The 18,527-nt window shown below is 58.8% G+C and carries 16 protein-coding genes; 9 read left to right on the top strand and 7 right to left on the bottom strand.

Going from position 1 to position 18,527, the window contains the following annotated elements:
* Positions 1-102: 102 nt before the first annotated feature.
* Both VGG64_28850 and VGG64_28845 read right to left on the bottom strand, forming a co-directional pair.
* Positions 103-543: an SRPBCC domain-containing protein gene (locus tag VGG64_28850; protein HEY1603645.1), complete on the bottom strand. Its 441-nt coding sequence runs from the start codon at positions 541-543 to the stop codon at positions 103-105.
* The gene (locus VGG64_28845) at positions 540-872 is read right to left on the bottom strand and encodes a metalloregulator ArsR/SmtB family transcription factor (GenBank protein HEY1603644.1); all 333 of its coding nucleotides are present in this window, start codon (positions 870-872) and stop codon (positions 540-542) included. The genes VGG64_28850 and VGG64_28845 overlap by 4 nt, the downstream gene beginning before the upstream one ends.
* A gap of 340 nt (positions 873-1,212) precedes the next feature.
* Between VGG64_28845 and VGG64_28840 the strand changes: the two genes are divergently transcribed.
* Both VGG64_28840 and VGG64_28835 read left to right on the top strand, forming a co-directional pair.
* The gene (locus VGG64_28840) at positions 1,213-2,385 is read left to right on the top strand and encodes a dockerin type I domain-containing protein (protein HEY1603643.1); all 1,173 of its coding nucleotides are present in this window, start codon (positions 1,213-1,215) and stop codon (positions 2,383-2,385) included.
* Positions 2,386-2,733: 348 nt separating this feature from the next.
* Positions 2,734-4,131 carry a hypothetical protein gene (locus VGG64_28835; GenBank protein HEY1603642.1) on the top strand — a complete coding sequence of 466 codons (1,398 nt, stop codon included), beginning with the start codon at positions 2,734-2,736 and terminating at the stop codon, positions 4,129-4,131.
* 27 nt (positions 4,132-4,158) lie between these two features.
* Here VGG64_28835 and VGG64_28830 read toward each other — a convergent pair whose 3' ends face one another.
* Positions 4,159-5,340: a sialidase family protein gene (locus tag VGG64_28830; GenBank protein HEY1603641.1), complete on the bottom strand. Its 1,182-nt coding sequence runs from the start codon at positions 5,338-5,340 to the stop codon at positions 4,159-4,161.
* Between the two features lie 245 nt (positions 5,341-5,585).
* On the opposite strand from VGG64_28830, the gene VGG64_28825 reads away from it, so the two are divergent.
* The 3 genes from VGG64_28825 to VGG64_28815 all read left to right on the top strand — a co-directional run bounded on the left by VGG64_28825 (position 5,586) and on the right by VGG64_28815 (position 6,954).
* Positions 5,586-6,035, top strand: coding sequence for a DUF2127 domain-containing protein (locus VGG64_28825; protein ID HEY1603640.1), 450 nt, complete (start codon positions 5,586-5,588; stop codon positions 6,033-6,035).
* A 126-nt stretch (positions 6,036-6,161) separates the two neighbouring features.
* Complete coding sequence (locus VGG64_28820) at positions 6,162-6,626, top strand: SRPBCC family protein (GenBank protein ID HEY1603639.1); 465 nt, start codon at positions 6,162-6,164, stop codon at positions 6,624-6,626.
* Entirely contained in the window at positions 6,607-6,954 is a 348-nt protein-coding gene (locus VGG64_28815; GenBank protein ID HEY1603638.1) for a metalloregulator ArsR/SmtB family transcription factor, read from the top strand. The genes VGG64_28820 and VGG64_28815 overlap by 20 nt, the downstream gene beginning before the upstream one ends.
* Before the next feature lie 18 nt (positions 6,955-6,972).
* Here the strand turns inward: VGG64_28815 and VGG64_28810 are convergent, their stop codons facing one another.
* The gene (locus VGG64_28810) at positions 6,973-8,937 is read right to left on the bottom strand and encodes an AAA domain-containing protein (protein ID HEY1603637.1); all 1,965 of its coding nucleotides are present in this window, start codon (positions 8,935-8,937) and stop codon (positions 6,973-6,975) included.
* A 521-nt stretch (positions 8,938-9,458) separates the two neighbouring features.
* On the opposite strand from VGG64_28810, the gene VGG64_28805 reads away from it, so the two are divergent.
* Entirely contained in the window at positions 9,459-10,691 is a 1,233-nt protein-coding gene (locus VGG64_28805) for a choice-of-anchor tandem repeat GloVer-containing protein (GenBank protein HEY1603636.1), read from the top strand.
* Positions 10,692-10,972: 281 nt separating this feature from the next.
* Here the strand turns inward: VGG64_28805 and VGG64_28800 are convergent, their stop codons facing one another.
* Positions 10,973-11,485, bottom strand: coding sequence for a hypothetical protein (locus tag VGG64_28800; protein ID HEY1603635.1), 513 nt, complete (start codon positions 11,483-11,485; stop codon positions 10,973-10,975).
* A gap of 776 nt (positions 11,486-12,261) precedes the next feature.
* Here VGG64_28800 and VGG64_28795 point away from each other — a divergent pair.
* Together VGG64_28795 and VGG64_28790 are read left to right on the top strand one after the other, a co-directional pair.
* The gene (locus tag VGG64_28795) at positions 12,262-12,414 is read left to right on the top strand and encodes a hypothetical protein (GenBank protein ID HEY1603634.1); all 153 of its coding nucleotides are present in this window, start codon (positions 12,262-12,264) and stop codon (positions 12,412-12,414) included.
* 73 nt (positions 12,415-12,487) lie between these two features.
* Positions 12,488-13,213 (top strand): ankyrin repeat domain-containing protein, encoded by a 726-nt coding sequence (locus VGG64_28790; GenBank protein HEY1603633.1) that lies wholly within the window; start codon positions 12,488-12,490, stop codon positions 13,211-13,213.
* A gap of 33 nt (positions 13,214-13,246) precedes the next feature.
* Here the strand turns inward: VGG64_28790 and VGG64_28785 are convergent, their stop codons facing one another.
* Positions 13,247-15,370, bottom strand: a complete 2,124-nt coding sequence (locus VGG64_28785) for an alpha/beta hydrolase-fold protein (protein HEY1603632.1) — start codon at positions 15,368-15,370, stop codon at positions 13,247-13,249.
* 768 nt (positions 15,371-16,138) lie between these two features.
* Between VGG64_28785 and VGG64_28780 the strand changes: the two genes are divergently transcribed.
* Positions 16,139-16,288 carry a hypothetical protein gene (locus VGG64_28780; GenBank protein HEY1603631.1) on the top strand — a complete coding sequence of 50 codons (150 nt, stop codon included), beginning with the start codon at positions 16,139-16,141 and terminating at the stop codon, positions 16,286-16,288.
* 263 nt (positions 16,289-16,551) lie between these two features.
* Here the strand turns inward: VGG64_28780 and VGG64_28775 are convergent, their stop codons facing one another.
* Complete coding sequence (locus VGG64_28775) at positions 16,552-18,042, bottom strand: mercuric reductase (protein ID HEY1603630.1); 1,491 nt, start codon at positions 18,040-18,042, stop codon at positions 16,552-16,554.
* Positions 18,043-18,527: the final 485 nt, after the last annotated feature.

Below are 18,527 nucleotides of genomic sequence, written 5' to 3'. Positions count from 1 at the left end.
GCGTTCGCGGCCTGGCCGACGGCAACGGGTCGGTGTCACAAAGAGCCGTGACGCCCTCCCGCTTAATCGTAATGCTCTGTTCAACGTGTGTGTGTCGCTCTCTTATTTGCGGCCGGCTGCCAAGGCCGCGACTACAGCAGCAAGTTGTCCGAGCATCTTCGTCCAACCGCTCTCGGCGCCGCGAAGTGCCTGATTGCCCCACGGCTGCGAGATGTCGAAGCCCGCGTGCTCGAAGAAGATACGCGTCCCCTCCTCTTCCGGCTCGAGGCGGAAGCTCACTTGCGTGTTGACGAGTCCGCCAGCAGACCACGAGAACGCGAGCCGACTGGGCGGTTCGCACGCTAGCACCTCGCAGTTTACGACAAGCCCTTCGAAACGAGCTTTTGGGTTTGGCGGCACTTGAAATGTGAAATGATGTCCGATGTGGGGCAGAAAGTCATTCGGGAACATCCACTCGGCCAGCAAGTCGCTGTCTGTGATTGCTTGCCAGACCTGCTCACGCGGCTGCGGAATCAGAATCTCTTTGCGAATGGCGTCAGTCATTTCTTGCTCTTTTTGGATAATAGTTTCTGAAGGCGCTCGAGCCGGTTGTCCCAGAAACGGTCGTAATGCGCGAGCCAATCGCGCACCGGGCCCAGTCGTTCGGGGACGAGGCGATACCGCCGCTCTCGGCCATGCCGCTGCTCGGTCACAAGTCCGGCATCGTGCAAGATGCGAAGGTGTTGTGAGACGGCCGGCCGGCTCATCTGAAAATTCCCCGCAATCGCGTTAACGGAGTGATCGGCCTTGAGGAGCAGATCGAGCATCTGGCGACGCGCGGGATGGCTAATGGCCCCAAAGATGTCCGGTTCGCGATTAGGAGTCGTCACCATGCGGTCACTATATGTAAGTAAATGCTTACGCGTCAAGTGGGCGACAGGATTCTGTCGTTTTGGTAAGCCGGCCTGCGATGGCATCGCGATTGATCTCGATTGGCTTTCCTACTGTGGTCGTCTTGAAACCAAGCTGAGTCTTGGACGTCAATTCCGTATCACGCTGGCTCTCTGTTGCTGATGCCGTCGCCTGTCGGCCGTGGCAAATGACATAGCCCGGCGTAGCCCGAAACGGTGCGTTCGCGGTGCTAGCTGGCTTGGCCAGCACTAATTGAACTTGCCACGGGCCCGGTTGGCGTCTAGCGTCTGTCGCGGCCAGAAGCGACTAAGGATGGTCCTCATGCAGACATCTCTCCCGTTCGCATCGCGCGCGCCGTCGCGCGAGGTGTGCGATTCCGTGCGCGTACGACAGGCATCGCGGAGGCGGCAGCTGGCCGCTTGTTGTGGATTGTTGCTTGCCATGACCAGCGTCGCGAACGCGGTGATCATTTCTACGGGAAACGGCACCGGCAACACCACGGCTCCCGCCGCCGACCCTGGGTTTGCCAACGTCGGAATTCGCGGCAGCGGTAGCGCGGTGTATCTGGGCGACGGTTGGGTGTTGACCGACGCGCACGTGGGCGCTGGTGCCACGCTGTTTAACAATGTCTCGTACAACGAGGTCGCTGGCACGGCAGTGCAACTGCTGAATCCGCCAGGGGCCGGCTTTACGACCTACAGCGACCTGCTGGTGTACCAGATTGCAAACCCTCCGAACTTGCCTTCCGTCAACATTACAACATCGTCGCCTGCCGTAGGCTGGCAGGTGACGATGATTGGCGACGGCCGCAATCGTAGCAATTCACAGCCAGCATATTGGACAAGCAGTTGGCAACCATCGTCATCGCCATCGACGTACGCCGGCGAGATTTGGGCCTCCACGAATCAAATCCGCTGGGGAACCAATGTGATCAGCACGGCCAAATTTCCCCAGGGAATCGGCACGGATTCCGAAACGGCATTTGCCACAACTTTCGACCAATCTGGCACGCGCTTCGAAGCGCAGGGATCACCAGGGGATTCGGGCGGCGCCGTATTCCACCAAGATACTCAGACCGGCGCTTGGAGCCTCGCCGGTGTCATGTTCTCGACAAGCGGTGTCGTCGGGCAACCATTTGGCGTGTCGATCTTTGGCAATGTGACCTACTCTGCCGACCTGTCGGTATATCGGAACGAGATCTACCAGGCGATGACCTTGCCCGGCGACGTGAATCACGACGGCATCGTAAACGGGCTGGATTTATCGGCGTTGGCCAGCAACTGGCTGAAGGCCGGTTCAGGCGCGAATAATCTATCGGGCGATGTCAATCACGATGGCGTCGTCAATGGACTCGACATAAATTTGATCTCGACGCATTGGTTGCAGACGGGGCCAAGCGGCATGCCCGTTCCGGAACCTTCCTCGTTGATCCTCGCCGCGCTCGGTGCATTCGCGCTATTCACGTACTACCGTCACAAAGCTAGTGCCGGCTAAACCGCGTGGCGGTGTTGCGCACGACGCGCCAATCGACGCGCAGTACCAAACGCGCACGATAAGAGCGCGGAAGCGAACGGTCGCGATCATCGCTAATTGGCGCCGTCCGTCTGGAACGTCGGCATATCGGCGATGCACGCCGATAAACACTGGTGGAAAGTACGGTTCCCACCAACCCGAAAGTGCGATGATCGCCTGGAGTGTCGTCCACGCTGAGCTTGTGGCGGCGGCCCGCGTAACTCGACACGACTGGGAACCTGGACGATAATTGCAGCTTGCCGCTGTGGCTGCGCTGGCGTCGGGGCCTCCTGAGTATTGCTTCCTGAGCTGGATGAGGAATCGTATCTGATGAAACGAAAGTTGCCATCATTGGCGGGAGTTTTCCTGGTCACAGTTCTGCCCGCATGGGTTATCGCGGCTGAACGAGCTGGGCAAGGTGCCCCGAACACGCCGCAAGCGCAACTGGCCTTTCCTCAGGCAGAAGGTTTTGGCCGCTTCGCCCGCGGAGGGCGCGGCGGTGATGTCTATCATGTCGTTAACCTGCAGGACGATGGCGTCGGATCCATGCGCGAGGGAATCCGTACCGCAATTGGCCCGCGGACGATCGTATTCGACGTATCGGGGACGATCGAGCTGAAATCACCGCTGACGGTCGACAAGTCATTTCTGACCATTGCGGGCCAGACCGCGCCGGGCGACGGTATTTGCCTGAAAGATCAGATGTTCAGGATCAAGAATGCATCGCACGTCATCGTGCGCTACTTGCGGATTCGATTGGGTGACCAGAACAAGCCTCCCACGGCGGGGCCCGATTGCATGAATACCGAGGACATCGACCACGTCATATTTGATCACCTGTCGGCGTCATGGGGAATTGACGGTAACCACGACTTGCGGCGCGGGGGCAACTTCACGTTGCAATGGTCGATCTATGCCGAAGCCCTCAACGAAAGCCTGCACGAGAAAGGGTCGCACGCGATGCTTGCTTCGTTTCGCGATCTGACCGACAACATCTCGCTGCATCACAACTTGTTCGCCAGCAGCCGAGAGCGGCATCCGACGCTGGGAGGGAGTCCGCGAACCAAGCCGGACGCGATTGTCGATTTTCGTAACAACGTTATCTACAACCTGTCTGGCGCCACGAATTTGGGCAACTGCTGCATCAACGTGATCAATAATCTGTACCGCCCGGGGCCGAATACTCCACGTGACAATCATCCGCTGGCCACAAAAACCGAAAACGTTGGTGCTTTGCGGGTATTTTTAACGGGCAACATTTTCGAGGGGCAGCCGGCATACTCGATGGATAATCCTCTCGCGATCGACGTCGACCGTTGGAATAAGGGAAGCTATCTGCAGACTTCCTTGAAGAACATCCTGGCAGCGGTGCCGTTCGATGTGGGCATGGCGGAGCCAAGCACCGAGCCCGCAGCTACGGATTTTGAGCGCGTCTTGCAATCGGCGGGCGCGTCGAGAAAACGGGACGCCGCGGACAGTCGCCTGGTGACGGGCGTCCGCGATCGGACGCATCGGATGATCGATTCTCAGAACGAGGTGGGTGGCTGGCCCCTGCTGGCCAGCGCGCCGGCCCCGTTAGACACCGACCAAGACGGGATGCCCGACGCGTGGGAAGAGATGCACGGTCTGGCGGTGAACAATGCCAGCGATCGCAATCATGATCGCGATAACGACGGCTACACCAACTTGGAAGAGTATCTGAACAGCCTTGGCACCGCTAAAGAATGATGCGCCGCCATTCTGCTTATGTCGCTACTAATCGCCAGCGCGGATCCAGGCTTCGTTGAAGGCGGCGTGTTTGATGCCTTTGAGCGTCGGGTTTTTCTGGGCTCCGGCACCGACCTCTGGCGCGATGAAGCAACTATAGATGGCGTGGATCGTGCCGTCGCGGCCTTGGATGATCGCCGGGTAGTGATAGCGGCCCTCGGCGTGCTTTTCCAAATGACGGGTCGAACTCCACGTTCGTCCCTCGTCTTTGGAAATCGAAACCGCCAAGACAGCGCGACTCTCTTTGTCGTCGTTGTAGACGAGGACCCAGTGGCCGTTGGCCAGCCGGACTCCGTCGATCCCACTGCCAGGGTTCGGCAGCGCGCTGTCTGCGACGGGGCTCCAGGTTAGGCCATCGTCCTTCGATTCGGAAACACGAATGCAGGCGCGCGGGCCATTCTCGCGCATGTAGGCCACCAAGACGCCATCGTTGCGCCGTAGCACGGTCGGCTGGATGTTGCCAAAGCCGATGAGCGGCTGACTGGCATACCAGGTTGCCCCCTCATCATCGCTGATCGCCATGATCGAGATGGCAAACGTATCGGTGTACAGAGGCAACAGGATGCGGCCGCTGGGCAGCACCGTGGGCTTGCAGCGCGGCGCCCAGCCGAGCCGTTGATAGAGCGTGTCGTCAAGCTTGGCGCGTTGCTCGTCGGGACCCCCTTTGGCGCCGCGCGGCGGTTTCAGTTTGCGATCGCCCAATAGCTTGATCGCCTCGTCGCGAAAGTTGGCCGGCTTGAGCAGAATCACCGCCTCGCGATCCCATTGGGGCGCACCGGGCTGGTTGTAATCGGTCGATGTTCGATAATTCATCAAGCAGCTTTCCCACGAGTCGCCGATGACCGTGGGCCAGAACAGCCATAGTAGTTGCTTAGCGTCGATCATCATGCAGGTGTTGCAATCGGGAAAGCCCGGCCGGTTGGCCATCACGAACGGCGTGCCCCATGCGTTCTGCCCTTTCTTCTTGCGAGCCCCGAGAACGCCGGCGTCGGACTCTGATCCTTCGGTCCCGCCGTACCAAGAGGCGATCAATTCGCCGCTGGCGGTTTCGACGATGCCTGGTGCGTGTGTCTGAGGCTCGACAGGCGGAAATATCTGCTCCGCCTCATACGAGGATACTTCGTCCGATGCGGCAAAGCTGGCCAATGCCAGACATAGCAGCAGGTTCATGCGTCTGTCTCTTTTTCAACGTAGGCAATTCATGGTGAGTAAGTGCTTTCGATCGTCGATTGTGCGCAGTGCTTGCACGAACAAACAGCCGTAGAAAAGCCCTCATCGCAAATGCAACGGGCACCCGCGCGACGGCAAAGCAGGGTTGCTACGTCGCGCAGCAAACGGATCTGGGGTATGATCCGCAGAGATTAACCACTATTTGCGGGTCGTTGCGTCTCATGGCAGATCAAAAGTCGAATCGAGTGTTGTGGCTCATAGCGGTCTTCAAGCTGTTGGAGGGGTTGTTGATATTCGTGGTAGCGGTTGGCGCCTTGAAGTTGCTTCATCGCGACGTGGCTAGCATGGCGGCCGAATGGATCACGGCGCTGCGCATCGATCCCCACAATGAATACATCCATTGGCTGCTTGGCAAGCTCGGAGTCATCGATGATCATCGACTCAAGCAGATCAGTGCCGGATCGTTTATCTATGCAGCCATCAGATTGACCGAAGGCATCGGCCTGCTCTTTCGCCAGCGGTGGGCAGAGTATTTCATCGTGATAGCCACGGGCCTGTTCATCCCGCTAGAAGTTCACGAGATCTACGTCCACAGCAATTGGCCGAAAGTTACGGTGCTTGCAGTCAACCTGGTCGTACTCGGCTACCTGGTCGTGAGTCTTCTTAGGACAAGAAAGCACGACCCGCAACAGTAGGCGTCTCCCCCATCTCACCAGCGCGTCAAAAGCAGCGACGGAAAACAACGGTTGCACTCTGCGGCCGGCAACGTTAATATGCAACCAATAGGTTGCGTAATGGCGTTTGCAGTCAGGAGATTACCCATGAGCAAATCGAACACGGACCGGATTGAAAAGAGCATTGACCTGCGCGCACCGGTCGCCCGTGTCTGGCGCGCGATCACGGATTACAAGGAGTTCGGTACCTGGTTTCGCGTCGGCCTGGAGGGGCCATTTGTCGCGGGCCAGCCGACCCAGGGAAGAATCTTGCACCCAGGTTACGAGCATTTGATCATGACAGTGGTCGTGCAGAAAATCGAGCCCGAGCGGTTGTTTTCTTTCCGCTGGCACCCTTACGCGATCGACCCGAAGATAGACTATTCGCACGAGCTGCCGACGCTCGTCGAATTTCATCTTTCGCCATCCGCCTTGGGTACGCTATTGGTCGTTACCGAGTCGGGTTTCGATTCGCTGCCGGCAGCGCGGCGGGACGAGGCTTTCCGCATGAACAGCCAGGGCTGGGCGATCCAGCTTGAGAACATCAAGAATCATGTCGACCACAACCATTAAGAGCGCCGTTCGCAGCCTCCAGAAAAAGGCGCCCCTGTTTGCCGCCCTGGGCGACGAGGTACGGCTAACCCTGCTAGGTAAGCTGTGCGACGGAAAGCCATTGTCGATCACGCAGTTGTCGCAAGGATCGACTATTACCCGGCAGGCGATCACCAAGCATCTGCGCGTACTACAGGGTACCGGGCTGGTGCGGGGCGTCCGCCAAGGACGAGAAAGCCTGTTTCAGCTGCAGCCAAAGCCACTGCAGGACGCCAGTGACTCGCTCAGTCTCATCTCGCAACATTGGGATGATGCGCTGGCGCGACTCAAGTCATTCGTCGAAAAGTAAACCGATCGCACCGGTCGCTTAATACGCTTCTTCCCACACCGTGTGGTAACTATTCATGGCTTCGAAGTATTCCAGAAGTGCCGCGTAGAAGGGATGACCACCGAGCGTCGCGCTGTCTCCGATCACGATCAGCTTGCGACGGGCCCGTGTGAGGGCCACGTTCATGCGACGGGTGTCGCCGAGGAAACCAATTTCCCCCTCGCGATTCGAACGGACCAGAGATATGACGACGGCCTCCTTTTCCCGTCCCTGAAAACCGTCGACTGTGTCGATTTCCAACTCCCGGTCCGGGGCATGTTCGCGCAGCCAACGGACCTGCGCGGCATACGGGACAATCACTGCGATGTCGTTGGCGGGCAAGCCGGACTCGATAAGCTGGCGGACTTTTTCCAGCACCAGACGACCTTCCGCCGGATTGCGCCTGCTGGTGCCGTCGGGCTCTTGCTCCTCGTCGTAATTCGCGCCGGCCGTGTCAATGTACGTGAGTGGTTCATCGGTCAACGTCGAGGACGCCACGTAGGGCAAGTCCGATAAAAGATGGGCGCGCACCGCCGCATCAGCCTGCAAAGAGTCCTGGTAAAACCGCGCAGATGAAAACCGCATAATTGCCTCGTGCATACGATACTGCACGTCGAGCTGGCGGGTGATCATGTCGCCATAAGTGTCGACCAGCCGCTCGAGCAGGCTGCGCGCGTAGCCCTCGCCGGCGGCCTCCTTCGAGACCACTGTCGGGGGAAGCTGGCAATGGTCCCCTGCCAGCAGGATCCGATGTCCGCGCAGGATCGGGACCCAGCAGGCCGATTCCGTACACTGGCAAGCCTCGTCGATCACGACCCAATCGAACGTGCGATCGCCCAGCACGGCATCGTCGATCGACGTTGTGGCACAGATTACATCCGCGCGATCCAACACATGATCGATCGCCTGTCGTTCCAATTGGCGCGAGTCGGCCTTGAGCTGCCGTGCCTCGCGCCGCAGGTCTTGTTTGAATCCCGGCGCTGGCCTGGCCCGCGTGTATCGGTCGGCCTTGCGATACAGCTCCTCGGCCTCGCGCAATAGTTCTTTCACGACGCGCATGTTGTCATGCGATTCGACCAAGGCATCGAGCGTATGGTCGCGTAACACATCTTTGACGCGCGCGGGATGCCCGATGCGTACGACGTGTTGTCCACCGTCCACCAGGCGTTCGAGCAGATTGTCGACCGCGGTGTTGCTAGGGGCGCAGGCCAGCACTTTCTCGCCGCGGCGTACCGCCTGGCGGATGAAAGAGGCTACCGACGTAGTCTTGCCCGTGCCCGGCGGGCCATGAATGATGGCGATGTCCTGAGCCGAAAGGGCGAATTCAATTGCCGCGCGCTGCGAAGGATTAAGGCCCTCGGCAGCCGGCAACGGCCGAACCTCGCCGAACGTCGGTTGGCGGCGTTTTCCGTAAATGGGGTCGAGATCCCCCAATGTAACCTGTCGCAGCTCGCCTAATCTTCCGCGTGCCGCGGCGACCGTCTGTAACGCGGCTCGCTCGCGATTGCGCGATACTTCGTCCGCCGACAGGTCCAAGTCGAAATGGCTGCCCGGCAGCCAGTGGTCGACCGCTACTTGGATAGAATTGAAGTTCCGGGCGCTCACCACACCGTTTTGCGGCGCGTCGTTGGAATTCTCCAGGGGAGTAACGACAACGGGCGAGCCGATCCGCAGGCGGTTCCAGGGGAGATTCAAGCTGCGGTTGCGTTTGACAAAGGTGAACAGATGCCGGCCGCCGAGACCGGTCTGATGATCGGCTATCGCGAGGTCGAGAATGGTCTCTCCCCCCTGCTCTGCCGTCTTGCGGGTGCGCAGCTGGCGGCGTTCTGCCAGGTCGCGCGCTTCGGCGGCCGACTCTAAGTCCAGCCAGCGATAGAATCGGTCAAAATAGTTCTCGGCGGAAATACAACCTCCCGATGGACAAGAGTCTAGCGTCGATGGCGACGAATCCATTGTCGTTCGCACGAGTCATATTATCCGGAAGGAGGCAATTCTTGAACGGCCTGTCTTGCCAGCGATAAACGCCAGATGCTCGTCTGTGCCTGCCTGATGGTCTGCGACGAATATCTTGCGCCGTTCAGAAGCCATACGATCAGCTCGTGCGTGGCGTGCGTCCAGCAAAAATCGCCTGGCCGCGTTGCAGGAAATCTACGCTCCGCTCGCGACCGTTCCACAGCACCCGTTTGCAGCCGATGTCGATTTGATAGCCCAGTGTCAGGTAGTGGTCGCCGTGGCGCCAATCGACCTCGTCGACGGCATTAGCGCACTAACGACTTGTCGCCGTCCTGGATCGATCTGAATTAAATTGACTTGCCCGCAGGCATTGCCTAAACTCGTCATGCAACTGAGGTACGATCGGCTCTTGGGCTACTGATTCTGAATGTGTGCCAAATGCACGGGGCAGTTCTTCGGGCAAGGCCATCCGTCAGCATCGGGGCGTTGTCGACTTTTCTGCACCATTGATCAAACCACTTGGAAAAGATCGTATGCAGCGTACATCCAGCGGGCAGGCGGCGTTTGGTCGCATCGTTATTGGGATGTTCATCTCGGCGCTCCTTTTTCTCTGCACAACTGCCGCGCAGGCGCAAGTTACGATCGCGAACCTTCATAATTTCGATATTTCGACTGAAGGGGACGGGCCGCAGCCGCTCACCGTTGTTGGCGGCAAGATCTACGGCACCACCGGGCTCGATGGTCCGGGGATGCGCGGCGTCATTTATTCCATGAACCAGAACGGGTCCGGATTTCAAGTTCTGGCCAAGGTCAGTGACACCGGCGGCTCGTCGTCGATCGGCGGATTAGTCTCGGACGGATCAAAACTGTACGGCACCACCGTTGGCCAAGACGGTGTCTACTCCGGCTCCCCTACGATCTTCTCATTGAATCTCGACGGCTCCGATCTGCAGCCGCTGCATACGTACGCGGGCCTTGACGGCAGCTCGCCCGTCACGTTGGTCGGCTCGAAGCTCTATGGCACAACGAGCAGCGACGGAGCAAACGATCGGGGGACCGTATTTTCCATGAACCTCGACGGGACCGGCTATCAATCGCTGTACTCCTTCGATGCGAGCAACTCCGGTGGCAGTCAATTGACCCTCATCGGATCAAAGCTGTACGGCATCGGCGAAACCGGGACGAACTTCAACAACGAAGCGGGCACGATTTACTCGATCAATCTCGACGGCACAGGCATCCAGACGTTGCACGCCCTGCCAGGCGCAACGGCCTCGTCGCAACTCACCGTAATTGGCTCTACGATCTATGGAACGACGCCGACGCCGAGCAATCCGGCCCTGGCCGGGCCTAACGCCTCGATCTTCTCCATGAGCCTCGACGGCAGCAACTTTCAGACGTTGCACTCCTTCGCCCCCGGAGCATTCGAGCCCGGATTCGGCGTGACCTCGTTCGACGGCAAGTTATTTGGCAGTGCCACGAGTATTAGCACCTTTGACGACCAGATATTCTCGATCAATCCCGACGGGTCTGGCTTTCAACAAGTGCTGGACTTCAAAGACGTCGATCCGGCTCTTAACATCGGCTATCAAGTGAATGGCCCCCTGGTGCCAATGGGCAATAGCTTGTTGGGTCCCACGAATTTCTCGGCCTTTAGCGGCATGGTCTTCGCACTAAACGTGCCCGAGCCCGCCACCCTGTCAATGGCGATACTGGCTGCTATCGGGCTGCTATTTTTCGGTCGCGCGGCGCACCGCCGTAAGTAAGGCCACGAGCGAGCCAGTGCATCGCGACGAACCGCCGCCTGGCGTCTGTCGCGCTCGCTTTCGAGATCGAGCCGGGTTCTTACGTCCGATCTCTTTACGCCAGGCCGGCCCTAAAAGTCCACGAACAAAAAAAGCCTGGCCGCCGAAATCACTTTCGACGGCCAGGCCTTATATCACGCAAGAATCGTGGGCAGAACGATTGCTTGAAACGCTCGGTCATTAACCGATTGCGGTTCGACGCACGCCCTGCAGCCAGCGGTTTCATCGTCCGGCGCGCCGAACTACTTGGCGTCGGTGCTCTTCAGGTGCTCGCTGAGCTTCTTGTGCTCGGCCTCGGCCGCCTTGAGCGAATCGGTCATCCCCTTGGTCGAGGTGGTCAACTTCGAGGCGTCAGCTTTGTCGTTTTTATCGGCCTCTTTGCCAACCGCGTTGGCGTGCTCAAGCGCCTTGTTGTAATGACCGTGAATCGTCTCCAGGTGCTTGGCCAGAACCTTGTTGTTTTTGGCCTTGGCGTCCAGCTTCGAAAGTTCCTTCTTCGCCGACGTGACATTGCGATTCACTTCGCCCACGTGCTCCTGCGCGGTCTCGGCAGGAATATACGAATAGCTGCGGGCGTACTGGTCAAGCGCGGCGGCATTCGTGTAGGCCGAGTTACCGTAGGCTTGCGCCGAGTACTCGCGATAGGCGGCGCCCGAAATCTTCTCGCCGGCCGACCGGACCGAGTTTTGGGCAAACAACGGAGCGGCTGCCAACAACACCAGGGCGCATCCGCCGAGCAAACTTTGCTTGTTCATGGAAATGTCCTTTGGAAAATAAGAAGTTACCTTGGTCTCTCTGCGATTACCGCAACGAAGCGGCCATCAAACACACCTGGGCGTGCGTGCTTGTGCAGCTATTACGCATCGAAGGCTTGAGTCCTTGGAAGGATGCTGAGAGATGCAGCCGTCTGAGCAACTGACGAATATGGTTGCACCCTTTGCCGCGTCGCGGTTCGTGCGACACGCGGCTCGAGTCGGGCATCCCCAGACGGATCGGTAGCACGCCGACTGTGGAGCGTGCAGGACGTTGGCGGTGCTAGCCATAGCAAGATTCGCGATTACCCGAACGACGACGAGCGTCCGCCAAAACGCCCGTCGCAGCCAATCGAAACAGTTCCAAGCTACGAAACCGTAGCACACGCCAGGGACGGAATGCTTCTAATCCGGCCGCGACGCCTACGAATCGCTACCGTATGCTTACTCCTTGAATTTGGACTTGGCAACCAAGTGGTTTCAAATCCCACAGATACTAGGGCTTATGGCAAATGTGCCGATTTGACTCATCGCAGCATTGCCGTGGATTCCGAGGCGGATTCTCTGCCTCAAATTCCGCCGCGCCGGCCTAGAACGCGAGTTCCCGTCGGATTGGTAAAATTGGACGAAAATGGATGACGTAGTCGTTGCCGGGCAGGGCTTATCACTCAATAGGCGCAAAAATAAAGCTCATACAATGGCAGCATGGGCTTTGATTTTGCTGGAACGTATACGAAAGTCGTCGAGAACCATTTGATTGAAAGCGCCTGCGGAGACCGGTGCTAATTGTCGAGCTTTCCACGGGTCCCGATGGCGTCTCGGTGCGCGAGACATTTGACGCGGAGCCCCCGCATTCCATCGAACAACAGCGTGACGGCTGGCAAGCTATCCTGCATGGCTTAAAGAAGTACGTCGAGTCGATTCATCGGTGATGATGGTCTCGGCCGGTGGCCAGGCTCCGCGAGCGTACGGCTCGCAGCCGCTGATGCGAAGCGGAGGTGTCCAATGCCGACCGAAAACGAATCCCTTGCCACGACTGCTGCGATTCGATCCGGCGATGTTGCCGCATTGGGGCGGCTTCTCTCGGCCAATCCGGGCCTCGCCTCGTCGAGGCTCGGCGGTATCGCTAAGGGACGCACGCCGCTGCACGTAGTTGCCGACTGGCCTGGTTACTTTCCGAACGGTCCCGAAATCGTGCGCATACTCATCGAGGCGGGCGCGGACCCGAACGTCCGAGATCCCGACCAGCCTGGATCTGAGACGCCGCTACATTGGGCCGCCAGTTCCGACGACGTCGATGTGGCCGCAGCGCTGATCGACGGCGGTGCTGACGTAGAGGTGCCCGATGGATCCATCGGCACCCCGCTCGACAACGCCATTGGCTATGGCTGCTGGCACGTCGCTCGCCTGCTCGTACGGCGAGGTGCCAAGGTAGACAAGCTGTGGCATGCGGCTGCCCTCGGCATGCTCGACCGCCTAAAGGAACTGCTCGGTGGTCGATCCGGCGGCGCCGAAACTGAAGCAATGTCGAAGGCCTTCTGGCACGCATGCGCCGCCGGCCAGCGCCGAACGGCGGAGTTGCTGCTCAACAGCGGTGCCGACCTGAATTGGGTCCCCGACTACGCCAAGGGAACTCCCCTGGACGCGGCCGGCGGACACGGGACTCGCCAGGAAAATGTCATTAGCTGGCTCCGCGATCAGGGCGCCCAGTCTGCAGAGCCGTCAACGTAATAGATCTCGAATCTTGTGTGCAGTTCCGGCACCTCAGCGTCTGCGCCAGCACTTACGTCCTTTGCTTACAGCCAGGGCGATGACTCCCGCCACGACTAGTGCTAACGACGAAGGTTCTGGAATCGACTGGGAAAACATCCAGGGATAAACGCCGTACTGGTTCGCTGTCGCATCGCCGTAGATCTGCTCCCAAATGTCGTGCGGTCCGCCAGGAATGATGGTGATCTTTGGATGGCCGCCCGCGTTCACAAGCGACTGGTACATTTCGATCGAGTCCGCCACCGGAACGGTCGTATCCGCGTCGCCATGGAATATCCAGGTTGGGACATCCTTGGTCAGTGCGGCATTTTCGGGGCTGCTGTCTCCGCCACCGGACAGGGGAACAGCCGCTGCGAACATGTGGGGAAATTCGCTGATGTACTCGAACGTGCCGAAACCTCCCATGGAAAGCCCCGTGATGTACATCCGATTGGTTTCCACGGGGTATGCCGCCTCGACCTGTTGCAGGATTTGCATTGTCAAATCCTGGGGGTTGTACGAGCCGAATCCCGACGAGGTCGGCAGCTGTGGGGCCAGCAAGAAGGCCGAGTAGGGTCCGCTGCGCGTGGCGTCGATCAAACCGTCGATATGATTGTCTACCTGCGCGAGGTTGTCGGTGCCACTTTCGCCCGAGCCGTGCAGGAATAGCACCAGCGGGAATTCGGCCCCTGGGGTGCCGTAGCCGGCGGGCAGAAATAGGCGGTATTGCATGGAGTGCCCTTGGCCATCCGTGTATGTCAGGGCCAAGGAGTTACTCAGATCGGTCGCTCGCACGTTCAAGGTCAGCGCGCACATCACCATTGCAGCCGCCGCGAAAATGCTCGTGGCCAGGTTCCTGCACGGTGCGCCAAGTGCTCTGCCAGCGCTTAAATTTCGGGTTGGGGTGCCATGGCCACGCTCGTCGTGGCCATGCCGAATCATCCTGAGAATACGTACGTACAGACGGAGCGTGCTCACGCAAGCGTGAATATGACACCCGAACATTTGGATTTGACGGAGCACTTGGCTTACTCTCCATGCGCAACGCGACTTGCCCAGTGCCAGACCAGCAAACGCGAGTCCGACCAGCGAGACCTTCATGCGGTTGGCCATGCTCCTCATCCAGCCATGGCGCCGCTTTGTGGCCGAAGGCGATTTTCTGTAACCGTAGCCGAGCGCGAGCAACACGGCGGCGCCCATCGCCAGCAACGTGCCGGTGGCGGGTTCGGGCACGATGGCGATTCCTCTCGGATACATCAAACCCGAGATCAGCGCCGGGTTCACGAGCGTTCCCGCGGTTGTATATTCGGCGACCGTTCCGATGTACTCGTTCGTGATAAACAAATTCGATCCATACACCGCGATTCCACCAGGGCTGTCCATCCCCGTGATCAACGAGGCGTTTATCGGCACTCCGGAGGTCGTGTATTCGCCAACCGTTCCGGTGGCAATATTCGTGACGAACAGATTACCTCCGGACAGGGCGATACCGCCTGGGTCGTTCAACCCCGTGATCAGCGAGGCGTTGATCGGCACTCCGGCGGTGGTGTATTCACCAACTGTTCCGTTTCCGTTCGCACCGTTGCCTGCGCTGACGACGAACAGATTCGTGCCCGAAACCACAATACCCACTGGGTTGACCAAACCCCGAATAAGCCCCGAATGCACAAAGCCGCCTGCGGTGGTGTATTCGCCCACCGTACCGGTGCTAATCCCCGCACGCCCCTCGGTCGCGACGAAAAGATCCGACCCCGACACCGCCACGCTCGTCGGAAAGGCCAACACGGGGATAAGGAGCTTGTTCTGGAGCACCCCCGATGCGTTGTAGCTGGCGATACTTCCATTGCCGTTATCGTTATATCTGGCGACAAATAGATTTGTTCCAGACGCGGCGATACCGGTCGGCGTTGTCACGCCTGAAATCAATGGGTAATTCACCCTGGCTCCTTCGGTCGTGAATACGTCGACAGTTTCGTTGTCAAACTCGGTGACAAGGATTTCCGCAGCGGCTGCGGGTCTTGCCCAGACCGCAAGCACGCTCAGGACGATCGAGAAAACAATGCGTTCCCAGGGTCCCCGCTCGGATACGGCGGTATCGACCGACGACACAGAGACGCTTCGGATCGTGATGCTTGGCATACCTGTTTCTCTTGAGTGATTGTTCAATAGATGTGGTGCGCGCTTTGTTGTGAGTACGATTGCGACTCGCACGGACTGGCCTACGAGATCGCCATGGCGCGGAAAACCTGGACGTACGTAGCGAGGATCAGAACGCTCGGCGATTTTCGGCAAGACTGCCTGCGGAAAGAGACGCCGCGCAAGCGAGCGCGAGATGATGCGTCAGTTAGCCCCGGGCCAAATGCCTGTTGGCAACTACGCTACGCTCGAATCAAGAAACTCTGTGCATTAGCCGTCTGCCCAATGCAGGAAGAACGTTTGTGCCGCAACTTCCAATCGGTATGTGTTGCGGGGCCTGCCCATCAGGGCCGTGCGAGCCCCCTACAAGCGCCTGCGGCCGTAAGTCTGGCCAGGACAGAACGTGAAGTCAAGCGATTCTTACCCAGAATGGCTCTGTTATTCGGTTGCGATCGTCTGAAATCATCCCGTCTACGCCACGGCGCCGAGGACCTTCGTTTGACTGATGCCAGCGAATGTGTGAAACAAGCTGGCTGCGATCCAAAGCGCCGGCGCACTCCAAGCACGACGCGTGAAAGCATGTTGTGGCGATCCCGCGAGGAGGAGCGGTTTCAGCGAAACTTATTGGGGATTCGTCGGTTAAGTAGAGCAAGGCGTTTGCTCACGGCTGGGGGCTACCGTAGCCATGCACGTGATCGGTTATCTTGAATGCGCGTGAAGCAACCGACCTGCGACATGACACATTTTCCGTATCTATACGGGAGCACTCCCATGATCCGAGGCTGCCTGGTCACTTTTGGAGTCGTGTGCCTGCTTTCGCCCGTTGCCTACGCCGCGGTGCCCGGAAAGCCGAATGTGCTGGTCATCCTGGCGGATAACAAGTATGAGTGCGCCAGACCTGATATGGACAAGTGCCGGTGAATTGACGCTTTTCGGCTAGATTTGCGGTATTCTTCGAATCACGGTGGATTGCAGGAAAGTCAGACCGTCTGCTAAGGATTAACTACACTTTGCTACACTGCACGTTTGTAGCACACTGACCTGCCCCTCCCTGGAAAGGACGGTTTCGAGCAGAAATCGGCGAGAGTGGTTGCCGAGAGTTTGTGAGAGTGGGCGCTACTCAACACTGAAGAGGTGCTCGTCGTAACTGCTTCATCTCCGACCGCGACTCCACATGTCCTGCCTCAGACGGAACTGGAATGGACAGCATCTTTCGGGCGTCCGGACATCAGCTTTTCTGGCTTATACGACAGCGCGATTCTTTGAAACACCTCTGCCTGGGTTGGATAGCAGTGTACCGTCTCCGCTAGTGCCTTCATCGTCAGCTTGTTCGTGATAGCCAGCGTCAACTCGCTGATCATCTCCCCTGCATGCGCAGCCACCAGGGTTGCGCCGACGATCTCGCCGCTCCCTTTGCGCGTGTAGAGCGCTGCGAACCCCTCTTCCTCACCATCGATAAAGGCCCGTTCCACTTTGGCAAGCTCCAGGCGGTGGGTCTCCAGGGAGATGCCCTCCTCGACCGCTCGAACCGGGGTCAAGCCCACGCTGGCCACCTCGGGATCGGTGTACGTGCAGTGCGGGATGACCAACTCTCGTGTCAATCGGTTCGCTCCATTAAGGGCGTTGGCCACGCACAAGCGCGCCGTCGCCATCGCGGCGTGCGTGTACTTTTCCGGGAACGCCACATCGCCAGCGGCGTAAACGTCTGGGTTGCTCGTCCGCAAACTCCCGTCGACCTCGACGGCACCGTCTTTGACTCGTATGTTTGCCGCCTCCAGGCCCAAATTGTCGACGTTGGCCTTGCGACCAATGCTCAGCAGAAGCTTGTCATATTCAAGCTCCCGCGTTTCGGTCTTACGCTTTATCGTCAGCCGTCCATTTTCCGCCCGAACTGCCCTGAATTCGAAATGCAGTCCGATGCCATCGCGCTCGAATTGGCGGCGCAGCACTTCTCCCGCTTCCGGCTCGTCTTTCGGCAGCAGACTGCTCCCAGACTGCACCAGTTCTACGTCAGCACCGAGCCGGCGAAAAGCCTGGGCCAATTCACTGCCCATCGGTCCGCCACCCAACACCACCAGCTTCTGGGGCAGCTTGGTTAGCGAGAACACCGTTTCGTTGGTTAGATACTCGCCGTCTTTAAGTCCCTCGATGGCCGGCGGTACGGGACGGGCGCCGGTCGCAATCACCGCCTTCTTGAAACGCAGCTCATGACCATCCACCGCTACGGCGTTCGGTTTGATAAATGCAGTTTGGCCTAAGTAGACATCTACCCCGGCATCCACTAACACCTGGACCGCGTCCCCAGCGCTGCTCATGGATCGGATGCGGCGGACGCGTTCCATGACCTTGGCGAAATCCACGTGCGGGGCTGAACTGAGCCCGAAGCCGAAATCGGCGCCCCGTCCGGCCTCGTGGGCGGCGCGTGCACAGCGGATCAATGCCTTGCTGGGCGTACAGCCGAAGTTGACACATGTTCCACCAGTCAAGCGCGTCTCCGTCATGGCGACGTGGTGGCCGTCCGCTGCTGCTACTTGTGCGGCGACGAGCCCCGCTGGACCACCGCCGATGACCACGAGATCGTAGTCGCCACCGGGTGGGTTCCTCCAGTTCGGCGGATGGCCCTGACTAATGGTGCGTTGGTTGTGCACATCTGCAGGCAATAATTCCATGATCATTGTCTTACCTTCCTGAAATCAAATTCGCTTTAGGATATGAGCATCGAAAAGCAATTCTCGTCCTCGGTGCGGGCCTAGCCAGCCGGCAGCCAGGCGCTCCGCACCAAAGAATCAGAGGAAATGTGAAACAGTGTGAACGTCCGCCGTACTAGATGGCTCCGAATCGCGCAACTTGACCCTGAGGCGAGCGAGGATAGACCCGTCATTCCCAGTCGTCGAATCTCTGCATTTAACGAAGCAATCGGAATGCCACTGAATCTAAGTGCGGCGCCAGTTCATGCAAATCCGCCGGACTTTCGACCAAGCCGCACTGGAGCAGACCTCGGGAGCAAGCGTCCGAAGCTGGGTGATATCGGCGACTTCTGCCGCGCTTGCACGGAGGACTTCGAGCATTGCGCTTCCGTAACGATGCCCCAGCAGGTTCGGCACGTCCTTTGCGGCCACCTGACAGTTCGTGACCAATGAGAGCGCTCAAAGCTGCGGGC

Source organism: Pirellulales bacterium, from assembly GCA_036490175.1.
GTDB lineage: Bacteria > Planctomycetota > Planctomycetia > Pirellulales > JACPPG01 > JACPPG01.
This window is presented reverse-complemented; position numbering and strand designations above follow the sequence as displayed.